Source organism: Streptomyces uncialis (genome assembly GCF_001905345.1).
GTDB classification, from domain to species: Bacteria; Actinomycetota; Actinomycetes; order Streptomycetales; family Streptomycetaceae; genus Streptomyces; species Streptomyces uncialis.
The window spans coordinates 343,294-356,107 of record NZ_LFBV01000007.1 but is presented as its reverse complement, the minus strand read 5'-3'; the positions used below and the strand labels follow the sequence as shown (position 1 = coordinate 356,107).

Sequence of the window (12,814 nt, the reverse complement as noted above, 5' to 3'; positions counted from 1 at the left end):
CATTTCGCTCGACGGCAACGAGGCCGGACAGGTAGGGACCGGCGCGCGGGGTGTGGCAAGGGGTGGGCACCCGGGTGCCGGGCGGGGTGAAGCGGCTTCCCGGTCCGGCCCTGGCATCTCGGTGATCCAGTATCCAACCGGCCTGGTAACAGCGTTGGATATGGCGTAGCGGCGGATGGACGCCGCTCGTCGTGCCCAGCTCCCGAGGGACGCGGACCGTGTCAGCCCGGCGGAGCGGGGCCCCTACGTGCGAAGAGGATGACGATGACCGAGGCTCGTGACTGCCCGACGATACTGGCCCAGACCGCGACCGCCGTCGGACCGCTGCTGCGTTCCCGGGTCTGCCGATTACCTGAGCGCATCCGGCATGTGTGCGGATTGCACTTCGGCTGGTGGACCGAGCACGGTACCGCCCGTGACGCCCCTGAGACCCGCAAGCTGCTCCGTCCGGCCCTGACGCTGCTGGCGTGCCAGGCCGTCGGCGGTCCGGCGCGGGCCGCGCATCCGGCGGCGGTCGCCGTCGAGTTGATCCACAACGCCGGGCTGCTCCATGACGACATCATCGACCAGGACCCCCTGCGGCGGGGTCGGCCCGCTCTGTGGGCCACCCAGGGTGTCCCGGCGGCGATCCTCGCGGGCGACGCCCTGTTCTTCGCCGCCGTGCAGGCCCTCGTCGGTGCCCCGGGGGCGGATGTCTCCGTCCCGGTGCTGCTGGACACCGTCCAGGTGCTCATCGAGGGCGAGTACCGCGACGTACTCCTGGAGACGGGGGCCGACCGGGAGCACGAGGCACTCCAGGTCGCGGCCGGGAAGACCGCCGTCCTGCTGGCCTGTGCCTGCGAACTGGGCGCCGCGGCCGGTGGGGCGGACCCCGAACGGGTCCGGCATCTGCGGGCCTTCGGTCACCATCTGGGCATCGCCTTCCAGTGCGCCGACGACCTCCTGGGTATCTGGGGCGACCCCGGGACCACGGGCAAGCCCGCCCGGTCCGATCTGCGGCACCGGAAGGTGTCGCTGCCGGTCGCCGCCGCCATGGCTCAGGACTCCCCACCGGCCCGGCACCTGCGGGAGCTCTACCGGGCGCGCACGCCGCTCGGCGACGACGACTGTGCACGCGCCGCGGATCTGATCGAGCAGACCGGCGCCCGGGAGGCGACCGAGCGGCGTGCCCTCGACCATGTCGCCGACGCGCTGCGCCATCTCGACCGCGCCGACCCCTCCCCCGTACCGGCCGCCGAACTCAGCTCCCTCGCCCACCTGGTCGTGCACCGCGACCGCTGACGGCCCGCCCCGGTGAAGCGGCGCGGCCGACGCGCCCGTTCACCTCCCCGAGCGGCCCGGACCGGCGAACCCCACCCCTGCGACCGAGGAGGCGCACTCGATGACCCACTACACCCTCCCTCCGCTGTACTCGCCGGTCCGGCCCGAACTCCACCCGGACGCCGAGCTGATCCAGGACCGGACGACGCGGTGGATGCGGACGACAGGCCTGTGCGCCACTCCGGAGGCGGAACGCGCCGTCGGCAATGTCATGGCCGGGGACATGGCCGCCCGCTGGTCTCCCCGACAGCCTCGGGAACGGGTGCAGTGGGTCAGCGACTTCTGGTGCCTGGGGGCGGTGCTGGACGATCAGCGTCTCGAAGCGGGCGACGGTTCCCCGGCCGTCGTGGGACCGTTCATCGGTGAGCTGTGGCCCGTCATCTCCGACCACCGCGGCCACCGTCCCACCGACGCCGATCCGCCCGTTCTGCGCGGGGTGTACGACATCACCCGCCGGGCCTACGAGCTGTCCACCCCGATGCAGGCCGACCGCTATGTCGCGGGGTTCGGCGCGTGGCTGCTGGGTGTGCTCCGCGACGACGCCCGCTGGGACCGGCTCGGTCTGGGCGACTTCCTCCGGTACCGCTTCGGGGCCGTCGCCGCCCAGCTGATGCTGGACGTCGCGAACGTCGCCTGCGTCACCGCCGTTCCGGCGGCCGCCTGGCACGATCCGAAGACGGTCGCCGCCGGGCGGGCGGCCATGATGACCGCCGCGCTCGACAACGACATGGTCTCCTACGGCAAGGAACACCTCCGCGCCCGGGCCACCGGGGTGTGGCCGGGCCCCAACGTCGTCCGCTTCCTGGAGCTCAACGGCCACAGCGTTCAGGACGCGTTCGCCCGCACCGCCGAGATCCGCAACGGCCTGATGTGCCTGTGGCGGCATCTGCTCGCCGAACTGCTGCCGGCCGCCGATCCCGCGACCGCCGCGTATCTGCGCGGACTCGATCTGCTCGTGGCCGGCAATCTCCGTCACCATCTCACCTCCAGCCGCTACCACAACCCCGACGGCCGCCACCCCCACGCCGTCACCTTCAGCGCCTCCTTCACCGAGCGGTGCCCGGTCACCGATCACCGCCCGCCGACGGCCGCCCTCGCCTGGTGGTGGCGGCAACGAGAAGCCCCGTTCCACAGCACGGCACCGGCGGACCCCGCTCCGCCCGGGCCGGGGGACGATCCGTGCGACCCCGTCCCGCCGGACGCCCCCGCGAAGGACGGCCCGGCGACCGTCCGGAGGAGAGACCCATGACCGTCACGCGTGCGACCGCCCCCGTACCGGTGGCGCCCTGGGGTCTGCCTCTCGTGGGCCATGTCCCCGCACTCGTCCGCGCTCCCGCGCGCTGGCTCGCGGCCTGCCGCACCACCGGTGCCGTCACCGAGGTACGCCTCGGGTCACGCCGCGCCTATCTGCTCTCCGCGCCCGAACTCGTCCACGAGGTGCTCGTCGGCCAAGGCGCCCGCTTCGACAAGGGCGGTCCGCTGTTCGACCGGATCCGGGAGGTCGGTGGCAACGGTCTGGCCACCGCCCCCCACGAGGAGCACCGCCGTCAGCGCCGACTGATCCAACCGGCCTTCGCACCGGCGCACATCGCCGCCTACACCGAGGCCATGCGGGAGGAGAGCGCCGCGCTGACCGCGCGCTGGAGTGCCCGGGGCAGGATCTGCGCGCTGACCGAGATGCATCGGCTCTCCGTCGGCGTCTTCACCCGCGTCCTGCTGCCCGGCGCCGACATCGCCGACCCCGTACGGCTCGCGGAGCAGACCAGATCGCTGTCGGACGGGATCGCCGCCCGCGCCCTGTTCCCCTGGTACGACCGCCTGCCCGTCCCCGCGAACCGGCGCTTCCGGCTCGCCCGCCGCCAGATCCTCGACGCCGCCGACGACACCGTCCGCGCCGCCCGGTCCCGTCCGGACCACAGCAGGCTGATGACCGCCCTGCTCGGTCCCGACGCCGACGGCGAGGGCTTCACCGACGGCGAACTGCGCGACCAGGTCGTCATCCTGCTCGCCGGTGGCACCGAGACCACCGCGAACACCCTCGCCTGGGCCTTCCACCTCCTCGCCCGCCACCCGACCGTCGAAAGCCGCCTCGCCGACGAGCTGGACGGTGTGCTCCACGGCCGTCTCGCGACCCCCGACGACTTCCCCGCCCTGCCCTTCACCCGTGATGTCGTCCTGGAGACGATGCGTGTACGGCCGGTGGTCTGGCTGCTGACCCGCAGCAGCACGACCGAGGTGGAGCTGGGCGGCCACCGCTTCGCCGCCGGCTCGGACTTCGTGGTCAGCCCCTATCAGCTCCAGCACGATCCGGCTGTCTTCCCCCGCCCCGATTCCTTCGACCCGGACCGCTGGTCCGCCCCGGCCACCCCGGCCCTGCGTCAGGCGTGCATCCCCTTCGGGGCGGGTCGCCGCAAGTGCGTCGGCGACACCTTCGCGCTGGCCGAGATCACGATCGCCCTTTCGGCGATCGTCCCCCACTGGAGCCTCCGGCCGGTCAGGACCGCCCGTCCGCCCCGGCCGCGCTTCCGGACGACGCTCGCCCCGAACCGTCTGCCGATGACGACCGTCCCCCGCCGTTGAGCCCTGCCACCGGGCTCCGCGGCGGGGCCCTGTCTCTACGGCTGCTCCCGGGCGGTGACGCGCAGTCGGAGGCGTCGGGGGACGACCGCTCCGCCCAGCACCGCGCGGGCGGGCCGTTCGGTGACGGGGCTGATCTCCCAGTCGGTGAGGAGGGCGGCGAGGGTGGCCGTGGCGGCCAGGTGGGTGTAGCGGTCGCCGATGCACCGGCGCGGGCCCGCTCCGTAGGGGATGTAGGTGGTGCGGTCCGGGCGCCGACCGGCCCAGCGGCCGGGGTCGAAGGCTGTCGGGTCGGGGTGGTGAACCGGGTTCCAGTGGTGTGTGTAGGGGCTGATGGCGAGCTGCGTCCCGGCGGGCAGACGGGTGCCGCCGAGGTCGGCGTCCGTGGTGAGGACACGGGTCAGCAGCCAGATCGGGGTGTGGAGACGGAGCGTCTCGGTGACCACCCGGTCGGCCAGGGAGGGCTCCTCGCGGTCGGCGGCCGTCGGGGGACCGGCCGGGAGCCCCTGGGCGAGGTCGGTGTGGAGCCGCCGCTGGGTCCCGGGGTGGCGGGCGAGTTCGTAGAGCGTCCAGGCGAGCAGTCCGGCGAGGGTTTCCGTACCGGCCAGGAAGAAGGTGATCACCTGGTCGGTGACCTCCCGGTCGGTCAGCGGCCGGGGTCCGTCGCCCCCCGGGTCGGGGTCCGGGGCCAGCAGCAGCCCGGAGAGCAGGTCCTGATGGTCGGCCGGGTCGGCGCGGCGGGCGGCGACGACATCGGCCACCGTCCGCCGGAGCCGGGTCAGGGCCCGGTGGTAGCGCGGGGTGCCGGGGGTGGGCACACGGCTCAGCGCCCGGGGCGTGAGGAGTCGGCGGAGCAGGCCGTTGACGACGAGGGAGACGTCCTCGGTGACCTGGCGGGCGGTTTCGGCGGGCAGTCGGGCGCTGAACATCGTCCGGGCGACGGCCTGGCAGGTGATCGCCATCATCGTCCGCTTGACGTCGATGACCTGACCGTCCTTCCACGGCGCCGAGACCTCCCGTACCGCGGTCGTGACGGCGGGTACGTAGGCGGGGAGCCGGGTGTGGTGGAAGGCGGGCTGGCACAGCCGGCGCTGGCGCCGGTGCCTGCTGTGGGGGCAGGTGCCCAGCCCCTCACCGACGACCTCTCCGACGCGGTCCGAGTACGGTCCCCCCTTGTCGAAGACACGGTCGTCGGCGAACACCGCCTGGGTCAGGGTCGCGTCGCAGACCAGGACCATCCGGTGCGGGCCGAGCCGGAGCCGGACGAGGCCCCCCTGCGCGGACACGGAGGCGAGGAAGCGCTGGGGGTCCCGCAGCAGCGCGACCGTGTGTCCCAGCAGCGGCAGACGGCCCGGGGCCGGAGGGAGGTCGGAGAGATCGGCACTCATGTCGCGTCCTTGTCGTGTACCTCGGTGGGCGGGCGCATCGGGCTCGGCGGGGCGGCCCGCTCCCACGACCGCTTGCGGGCCCGGGATCGCGGCCGGGGCCGCCCGTGTGTCCCTCGGTACGCCGTCGGCGACAGCACGACGACCGCCGACGGGACGCACATCCCGACGTGGGCACCCTTTTACGGATATCCGGTGACTGACATCCTGTCCGTGATCCGGGGGGCGGAACCGGAGGACGCGGGCCGGATTCCTCCCGGGGCACGGCGGCGAGGGCCGACTCCCCCACCGATCAGCTCTTCGCCCAGCAGGAGGACGACCGTCCGGCCCGGGCGATCGCGCGTGTCCTGACCCGCCCGGAGCTGACCGAGGCGCAGCCCACGGACTGACTGGCGCCCATCGAGGCGGACTTCGCCGCCGGCCGGATGCCGGGCGTGCCCACCACGGCGGCGCACACATCCAACTCGATGAGGACGCTTCGGACGCTGTATGTCCTGGCAGACGTCGGCGTCGTTACGGAGCGGGGCGGGCCGGTGGTACGGCCGCGGCACGCCGAGGCGCTGAAGCGGCGGCTGGCGGAGGTGCTGGGCCTGGTGTTCCCGTCGTACTGAGCCCGTCTTCGCCGGCGTCGGCGGGGACGGTTCCGGCGGCAGCCCGTGCGTCCGTGTACCGCCGGTCCGGCGCCGTCTTCGTCGGCGTCGGCGGGGCTGCTGCCGGGTAGGGACGGCGGCCTTATGCGGTGTCGGACGCATGGCATGGACGGCGACGCCACCGCTCCGGACCACTCTGCCCGGCCACCGGTACCGCGAGCCGTGCCACAAGCCTCGCGTTGCGGAATGCCGCCTTGTGGGTCACCGACCGGGCCGGGCGCGTCGGCAGGTTCCGGTGAACACGCGGCCGAGTTGCTCGTCCAGCGCGGTGAGGATCGCCGCTTTCGGTGTGCCGTCGGGGTCGATGTGCGCGTGCAGGGCGAGCCCTTCGGTGAACGCGACGACGCGCAGGGCCTGGTCGGCGGCGTCGGTCCCCTGGGCGACCTCGCCGCACACCGTGCCGTTGCTGATGGCCTGGGCGACGCGTGAGCGGATGCCCACGAGGGTCTCCCGCTGGACGGTGGCGAGGCGGGCGTTGTGCGCGGCCTGGTCCGCGAAGGCGAGACGGACCAGGAACTCGGCGCGGCGGACGTCGTCCAGCGGGACGAGTACGGCCAGCGCCTGCCGCAGCATGTCGGCGATGGTGCGGTCCTCGCCCTCGCCCCGGTTCACCAGCTCGTCCACCCGTGCGGTGAAGCGCGCGTTGACGCGGGTGAACGTGGCCAGCAGCATTTCGTCCTTCGCCGTGAAGTAGTGCTGCACCAGGCCGACGGACATGCCCGCTTCCGCGGCGGTCCGCGCGACGGTCACGGCGGTGAGGCCGTGCCGCACGACAAGGCGTTGGACGGCGTCGGTGATCTGCCCTTGTCGGGCGTCATGGTCGGCGACTCTCGGCACCTGAGAACGGTATCGCGTGCTATAACCGTACGGTCATATGGCTAGGGGAGAGGGTCTTTGCCATGGTCCGACGACGGTCAACCCGATTATCAACGCTGGGGCTTGCTCTCGCTCTCCTGCTTCCACCAGGTATGGCCACCGCCGACCAGGACGGTCACGGACGGGCCGCCGAAAGCCGCCGCGGCCCGGCCCTACAGGCCCTGGCCGAGCAGGTGGTGGCCGACCCGAACCCCAACCCCGGCGCCTTCCTGCTGGCCCGCCGCCATGGCTCGGGCGACCGCTTCGGCGCGGCGGGCGTCGCCGGCCGGTCCGCTGGCACACCCATGGCACCGGACCTGAGGTTCCGCAGCGGAAGCGTGACCAAGACCTTCACCGCGACGGTCGTCCTGCAACTCGTCGCCGAGCGGCGCCTACGGCTCGACGACACCGTGCAGAGTCTGCTGCCCGACCAGGTCCACAGCGACAACGCGCTGTCCGGCGCGCCCGTGACCGTCCGCCAGCTGCTCAACCACACAAGCGGGCTGTACGACTACCTCGACGGGCTGCTCCCCCACTTCCGCAGCCTCGACCAGTACTGGCCCCGCGACCAGCTGATCGGCATCGGTCTCGCCCGGCCCCGGTACTTCCCGGTTCCTGGAACCCGGTTCCGGTACTCCAACACCAACTATCTGCTGCTCGACCTGATCGTCGAACGGATCACCGACCGCGATCTGCGCACCAACCTCGAACGCCGCGTTTTCGCCCCGCTCGGGCTGCGCGACACCTCGTACCCGCTGGCGCGCACCACCATCGACGGCGCCCATGTGCACGGCTACGCCGATGTATCGCCCCTGCTGCCGGACGCGCCGGACCGTACCCGGTTCGACGTCACCGCGTTCAGCCCGTCGGAGGCGGGTGCGTCGGGCGCCCTGGTCACGACCGCGAGCGATGTCGCGCGGTTCTACCGGGCCCTGCTGGGAGGACGTCTGCTGCCCCCGGACCTGCTGCGCCGGATGCTCACCGACACGGTCCCGGCAACCGGCAGTGCCCCGCCCGCTGTCGCCTACGGCCTGGGTGTCTACGTCTACGCCACCGACTGCGGCCGTGCGTACGGCCATGGCGGCCAGACGCTCGGGTATCTGACCTACGCCCTCAACAGCCGTGACGGGCGCGACCAGCTCGTCGCCCACACCAACTGGAACTCGTTCGGCGGCACCGGGATCGACAAGGACTTCTGGGCCGCCTTCCAGGAGGGCTACTGCGCGGTGCCGACCGGCCCGACGCCGCGGAAGTGACCGGACCACGCGGTGGCCACCGGGGAGCGAGCGACCCGAGGCGGCCACCGACGGCGGACCTGGCGGCCTGCACCCGCCGGACAGCGCCCGGCGGGTGCAGGCCCTCGCGTCAGCGGACCAGTTGGTCCGTGAAGGCGTTGCCGAAGATCCGGTGGGGATCGAGCCGGTCCAGGATGGAGACGGCTTCGGCCCATTGCCCGGTGCCGTACGAGGCGGGTACCGCCGACTCGATGATCTGCTGGTCGGCCCACGCGGCCGTGTCCGTGTACCCCCAGCCCTTGGACCACTCGACGCGCGCCAGCGCGTACGTGCCGTCGAAGGTGCTCATCAGGAAGCGTTCCATCTCCCGGTAGAACTCATGGGCCCCGGGCGAGGTCGGCTGGGTCAGCACGTCCACCCACACCACGCAGTCGTAGTCCGGGTGGTCGGGGTGCGGCCGGACGACGGACAGCAGCGGCGGGCGGGCGCCCGGCGCGGCGGAGTCGCCCGGCTGGTCGAGGCCGCTGACCCTGATCTCCACCTGGCCGTTGATCGGGTACCTGCCCGCCGCGGCCCAGTCCGCGAGCTGGCGCCGGTAGGAAGTGGCGAACTCGGAGACGACTCGCTGGACATCGGCGCGGCGGGTGAGGATCCCGTACCCGTTGGCCGTCTCACGGAGTGTGGTGGGCCGCAGGTAGAACTGGAGGGTGTGCGAGGGACCCCACAGGTCCTTCGCGACGGTGGCGGTCAGTCCGGTCGCCGCCACGGTGTACTGCGCGGCGCCGAGCGCCGGTGCGAGGAACCAGGACCCTCCGATGAGAAGCCCGGCCAGGCGGGACACCGGGGTCGGGATGAGGTCGCTGAACGGGTAGTTGTACGGGGCGTGCACCGGCCTGGAGGTGGCCGGCCGCTGCGGGCTGAGGCTCCACACCTTCAGCCAGGGCCGGTCGGTGAAGGCGAACCAGATCGCCTCCACCCGTCCCGACTCGGCCATGAAGTCCGCGAAGGTGTTTCCCCGGGCGGCGAGCGCGCTGCCGGGGGCGGCGAACAGTTCGTCGGCGGTGAGGTCGACCCGGCTCCGACAGCGCAGCGGGATGTCCTCACCGGCCTGGATCTCGGCCTCCACGATGAGGCCGCGCCCCAGGTGGGTGGCCAGCGCCTCGCACTCCTCGTCGGTTCCCCGGCGGAAGGTCTTCACGACGTAGGCGTTCTGCCCGGCGTCCCAGACGACGGCGGTGAGGGCCAGGACGAGATTGCTGAGGGTTCCGTAGGTGTGGCCGGGGCGGGCGGACTCGCCGTCGGCGGGGACGCTGGTGCCGTGCGCGTCGATGGCCAGCGTGCCGCCCAGGGTCAGCTCTCCCGGGGCGGGGGTGTTGGTGACGCCCAGTCCGTGGCCGGCGAGGAAGGCCATCAGCGTGTCCAGGGTGACTCCCGCCTGCGCCCGGACCGCGCCGGGGGCGCCGGGGGGCGGGGTGGTGAGTTCCATGGCCGTCAGATGCTTGGTGGTGTCGAGCAGGAGGACTTTCGCGTGGTGCCCGGTGGACGGGGTGATGGTCAGGGGCGACCAGTTGTGCGACTTGCCCCGGGGCCGCAGCCGCCAGCCGTTGGCACGTGCCCAGTTGGCGAGATCGGCCAGGTCCTGTCCGGTGCGGGGCGCGCAGGCCCACAGGCCGCCGTGGGTGATCTCCCCGGCCCAGTTGATGTACGGGGAGAGGTAGGGCACGAGCCCGGCGGGGAGGTCGGGTACGGCGGCCGGTACGAGGCCGGGCGCCGCGGCGGCCGGGGACGCCCCGGCTATCGCGGCACCGAGCGGGATGCCTAACGCTCCGGTGGCCGCCGCGGCGCGGAGGACACCCCGGCGGGAGAGGCCGGAGGGCTCGGGAGAGGCGGCGGGAGCGACAGGACGTGACGAGGACTCCGAGTGATCAGGCATGGCCTGAATGTAGGGGGATCAGGGCGTTGTTGAACACCTGTTGGCGATATCGCCGCACGGCCTTCGGTGAGCGGCCTCCGGTGAGCGGTGCTCCGCTGGTCCGTGGAGGGCTCCCGGCCGTCGACAGCGCGACGACGAGCGGATCGATCATGCTGCGGCCGTCCGGCACACCCAGCGGAACGGAGGGCGGGCGGCTGTGTTGCCGGTCGCCGTGGTTGGCGCGATGTCCGCGTGGTTGGCGCGATGCCCGCCGTGGCGGATGTGGGGCGTCCGGTGAGGTGTTGGCGGTGGGCTAGGTGTGACTGTGGCGAGGTGTTGACGGTCTAACCGGCCTTGTCCACGCGGAAGGCGCGGCGGTAGGCGGCGGGTGTGGTGCGCAGGGCCTCGTGGAAGCGGCGGCGCAGGTTGACGGCCGAGGAGAGGCCGACCCGGTGCGCGATGGTCTCCACCGGCAGGTCGGTCTCCTCCAGCAGTGCCCGGGTGGCAGCGATCCGCCGGTCCAGCAGCCAGCGTCCGGGACTGATGCCCAGTTGCTCGGTGAAGCGCCGGGTCAGTGTGCGGGCCGAGACCTGGGAGCGGACCGCCATCTCGGCGACGCTGACCGGCTGGTCCAGTCGACCGGCCAGCCACTCCAGGAGCGGGGCCAGCGAGTCGGCGACCGGCCCGGAGGTGGGCAGCTCGGCGTACTGCTGCTGGCAGCCCTCGCGGTGCGGTGGCATCACCATCCGGCGGGCGATCCGCATCGCGTACGCGGCGCCCTGGTCGGCGCTCACCAGGTGCAGGCAGAGGTCCACGCCGGCCGCCGCTCCCGCGCTGGTGGCGACATCACCGTGGTCCACGTAGAGCACCGCGGGGTCGACCCGGACCCGGGGGAACCAGGTGCCCAGCTCGGCGGCACGGGACCAGTGGGTGGTGGCCCGTCGGCCGTCCAGCAGCCCGGCGGCGGCGAGCACGAAGGCGCCCGAGGAGAGGCCGACGACCCGCGCGCCGCGCCGGTGCGCCCGGCGGACCGCCTCGACCACCGGCGGCGGCACCTCGGTGCCGGGCTCCTGCCGCCAGCCGGGGACCAGCACGGTGTCCGCCCGCTCCAGCGTGTCCAGGCCCGCCGTGACCAGCAGGTCGTAACCGGCCTGGGTGGCCACCGGGCCGGGGCGCTCGGTGCAGACCTCGAACGTGTAGCGGGCGGGGATCACCGGGCCGTGATCGCCGAACACCTCGGCCGCGCAGGCCAGCGTGAAGGTCGACTGAGGGGGTCGCAGCAGGGCCACCACCCGATGCGGCGCCGGGGGCTTCGACGGCGGACGAGGCGTCATGGCGCGAAAGTACCCCATCATGTCGGTCAGGACACTGGGGTGACCGATTGGTCCGAACCAGGATCGGTGCCGTGACCACCTCGCAGCCCCAGCCCGATTCCCCCACACGTCCTCAGCCCCGGACGGGGCCCCGGCCTCAGCCGCACGCCCGGACCGTCCGGAGCGATCCGTCCACCGTCCGGCCGCGCGCCCGTCCGCCCTTGTGGGACCGGCGCTTCACGCTCTTCTTCGCCGCCCGTACGGTCTCGATGTTCGGTGACGCGATGATGCCGGTGGCCGCCGCGCTCGCCGTCGGCGCGCTGTACGGGATCTCCGGGGTCGGCTACGTCCTTGGCACCTGGACCGGGACGTTCGTCCTCCTGGTCCTGTTCGGCGGGGTGTTCGCCGACCGGTTCGGCGCGCGTCGGCTGATGGTCGTCGCGGACCTCGTCCGGGTGCTCAGCCAGGGTGTGCTGGCGGTGGCGTTCTTCGCGGGGCCGCCGCCGTTCTGGCTGCTGGTGACCATGGCGTCGCTGGCCGGTGCGGCCGTCGCGATGTTCCTGCCGGGGGCGAACGGGATGGTTCCGCTGGTCGCCCGCGAACCGCAGCGGGCCAACGCCACGCTCAAGGTCGCCGACGCGCTCGCCCATCTCCTCGGCCCGGCCTTCGCGGGGCTGCTGATCGCGCTGACCAGCGCCGGTACCGTGTACGCGATCGACGCCGCCACCTTCGCGCTCAGCGCCCTGTGCCTGGCGCTCATCCGGCTCGCCCCGAACGGCTCGCCCACGGACACCGCGGGCGACACCGGTGGCTCCGCCCGCACCGGCGGTTCGCTGCGGCGTGATCTGCGTCAGGGCTGGCAGGAGTTCCGCGCCCGCACCTGGATGTGGGCGGTGATCCTGATCTGGGTGGGCTACGGCGTACTGGTCTTCGGCCCGCTGGTACCGCTCAGCTCGGCGCTGGTCGGCGCCCGGCTCGGCCCGAACGCCTACGGCCTGGCGGTCTCGTTCCTCGGTGCGGGAGCGGTGCTCGGCGGTCTGCTGGCGCTGCGGGTGCGCCCGGTCCGGCCGCTGGCCGCCGGCGCGGTGGCGATGGGGCTGTACACCGTGCTGCCGCTGTGTGTGGCGCTGGGCGCCGATCTGCCGGTGCTGCTGGCGGGTCACGTCCTCGGCGGCGGTGCCATGGCGTTCTGGTCGGTGATGTGGGCGACCAGCGTGCAGACCCACACCCCGCCCAAGGTGCTCAACCGGGTCTCCGCGTACGAGCTGGCGGGCTCCGTCTCCGGTATCGCGCTCGGCCAGATACTGGCGGGCCCGGCCCTCGCGCTGGCGTCCCCGGGGCGGCTGTTGCTGGTGTCGGCGGGCGCCTGTCTGGCAGGTTGCGCCGCGCTGTTCGCGATCCCGGCGATCCGCTCGCTGCGCCGAGCCGCGTCCGCGGACGGCGGCAAGCCAGGGGTCGTGTGACCACGAGGGTATGGCGACGTCGGCTCAGGGCCACCGTCCCCGAATCCGGAATCCGGTCTGCACCAGATCGGCTCGCGCACCGTGATCCCCTCGTCCCCGAAGTG

10 protein-coding genes are annotated in these 12,814 nt (G+C 73.1%); 6 read left to right on the top strand and 4 right to left on the bottom strand.

The features are described from left to right. Positions 1-264: 264 nt before the first annotated feature. From AB852_RS26095 to AB852_RS26085, 3 genes are all read left to right on the top strand, one after another. Complete coding sequence (locus tag AB852_RS26095; RefSeq protein WP_178391117.1) at positions 265-1,281, top strand: polyprenyl synthetase family protein; 1,017 nt, start codon at positions 265-267, stop codon at positions 1,279-1,281. A 100-nt stretch (positions 1,282-1,381) separates the two neighbouring features. Continuing rightward, the gene (locus tag AB852_RS26090) at positions 1,382-2,569 is read left to right on the top strand and encodes a terpene synthase family protein (RefSeq protein WP_073792636.1); all 1,188 of its coding nucleotides are present in this window, start codon (positions 1,382-1,384) and stop codon (positions 2,567-2,569) included. Further along, positions 2,566-3,900, top strand: coding sequence for a cytochrome P450 (locus AB852_RS26085; RefSeq protein ID WP_073792635.1), 1,335 nt, complete (start codon positions 2,566-2,568; stop codon positions 3,898-3,900). The genes AB852_RS26090 and AB852_RS26085 overlap by 4 nt, the downstream gene beginning before the upstream one ends. A gap of 35 nt (positions 3,901-3,935) precedes the next feature. Here AB852_RS26085 and AB852_RS26080 read toward each other — a convergent pair whose 3' ends face one another. Beyond that, complete coding sequence (locus AB852_RS26080) at positions 3,936-5,285, bottom strand: cytochrome P450 (protein WP_073792634.1); 1,350 nt, start codon at positions 5,283-5,285, stop codon at positions 3,936-3,938. 464 nt (positions 5,286-5,749) lie between these two features. Here AB852_RS26080 and AB852_RS39920 point away from each other — a divergent pair, with 464 nt between their 5' ends. Further along, the gene (locus tag AB852_RS39920; protein WP_178391116.1) at positions 5,750-5,893 is read left to right on the top strand and encodes a hypothetical protein; all 144 of its coding nucleotides are present in this window, start codon (positions 5,750-5,752) and stop codon (positions 5,891-5,893) included. A 240-nt stretch (positions 5,894-6,133) separates the two neighbouring features. On the opposite strand, the gene AB852_RS26075 is transcribed toward AB852_RS39920, so the two are convergent. Beyond that, positions 6,134-6,769, bottom strand: a complete 636-nt coding sequence (locus AB852_RS26075) for a TetR/AcrR family transcriptional regulator (RefSeq protein WP_073792633.1) — start codon at positions 6,767-6,769, stop codon at positions 6,134-6,136. A 131-nt stretch (positions 6,770-6,900) separates the two neighbouring features. On the opposite strand from AB852_RS26075, the gene AB852_RS26070 reads away from it, so the two are divergent. Next, positions 6,901-8,043, top strand: coding sequence for a serine hydrolase domain-containing protein (locus tag AB852_RS26070; protein WP_073792632.1), 1,143 nt, complete (start codon positions 6,901-6,903; stop codon positions 8,041-8,043). A gap of 109 nt (positions 8,044-8,152) precedes the next feature. Here AB852_RS26070 and AB852_RS26065 read toward each other — a convergent pair whose 3' ends face one another. Both AB852_RS26065 and AB852_RS26060 read right to left on the bottom strand, forming a co-directional pair. Continuing rightward, a complete protein-coding gene (locus AB852_RS26065; protein WP_079184927.1) occupies positions 8,153-9,955 on the bottom strand; it encodes a cholesterol oxidase substrate-binding domain-containing protein in 1,803 nt (600 codons plus the stop codon). 323 nt (positions 9,956-10,278) lie between these two features. Further along, complete coding sequence (locus AB852_RS26060; RefSeq protein ID WP_073792631.1) at positions 10,279-11,268, bottom strand: GlxA family transcriptional regulator; 990 nt, start codon at positions 11,266-11,268, stop codon at positions 10,279-10,281. Positions 11,269-11,339: 71 nt separating this feature from the next. Between AB852_RS26060 and AB852_RS26055 the strand changes: the two genes are divergently transcribed. Beyond that, positions 11,340-12,710, top strand: coding sequence for an MFS transporter (locus AB852_RS26055; protein ID WP_245876922.1), 1,371 nt, complete (start codon positions 11,340-11,342; stop codon positions 12,708-12,710). Positions 12,711-12,814 lie beyond the last annotated feature (104 nt).

Coding starts and splice junctions, on each gene's coding strand:
- AB852_RS26095 (WP_178391117.1), top strand. CDS start 265: ATGACCGAGGCTCGTGACTGCCCGACGATACTGGCCCAGACCGCGACC.
- AB852_RS26090 (WP_073792636.1), top strand. CDS start 1,382: ATGACCCACTACACCCTCCCTCCGCTGTACTCGCCGGTCCGGCCCGAA.
- AB852_RS26085 (WP_073792635.1), top strand. CDS start 2,566: ATGACCGTCACGCGTGCGACCGCCCCCGTACCGGTGGCGCCCTGGGGT.
- AB852_RS26080 (WP_073792634.1), bottom strand. CDS start 5,285: ATGAGTGCCGATCTCTCCGACCTCCCTCCGGCCCCGGGCCGTCTGCCG.
- AB852_RS39920 (WP_178391116.1), top strand. CDS start 5,750: ATGAGGACGCTTCGGACGCTGTATGTCCTGGCAGACGTCGGCGTCGTT.
- AB852_RS26070 (WP_073792632.1), top strand. CDS start 6,901: ATGGCCACCGCCGACCAGGACGGTCACGGACGGGCCGCCGAAAGCCGC.
- AB852_RS26065 (WP_079184927.1), bottom strand. CDS start 9,955: ATGCCTGATCACTCGGAGTCCTCGTCACGTCCTGTCGCTCCCGCCGCC.
- AB852_RS26060 (WP_073792631.1), bottom strand. CDS start 11,268: ATGACGCCTCGTCCGCCGTCGAAGCCCCCGGCGCCGCATCGGGTGGTG.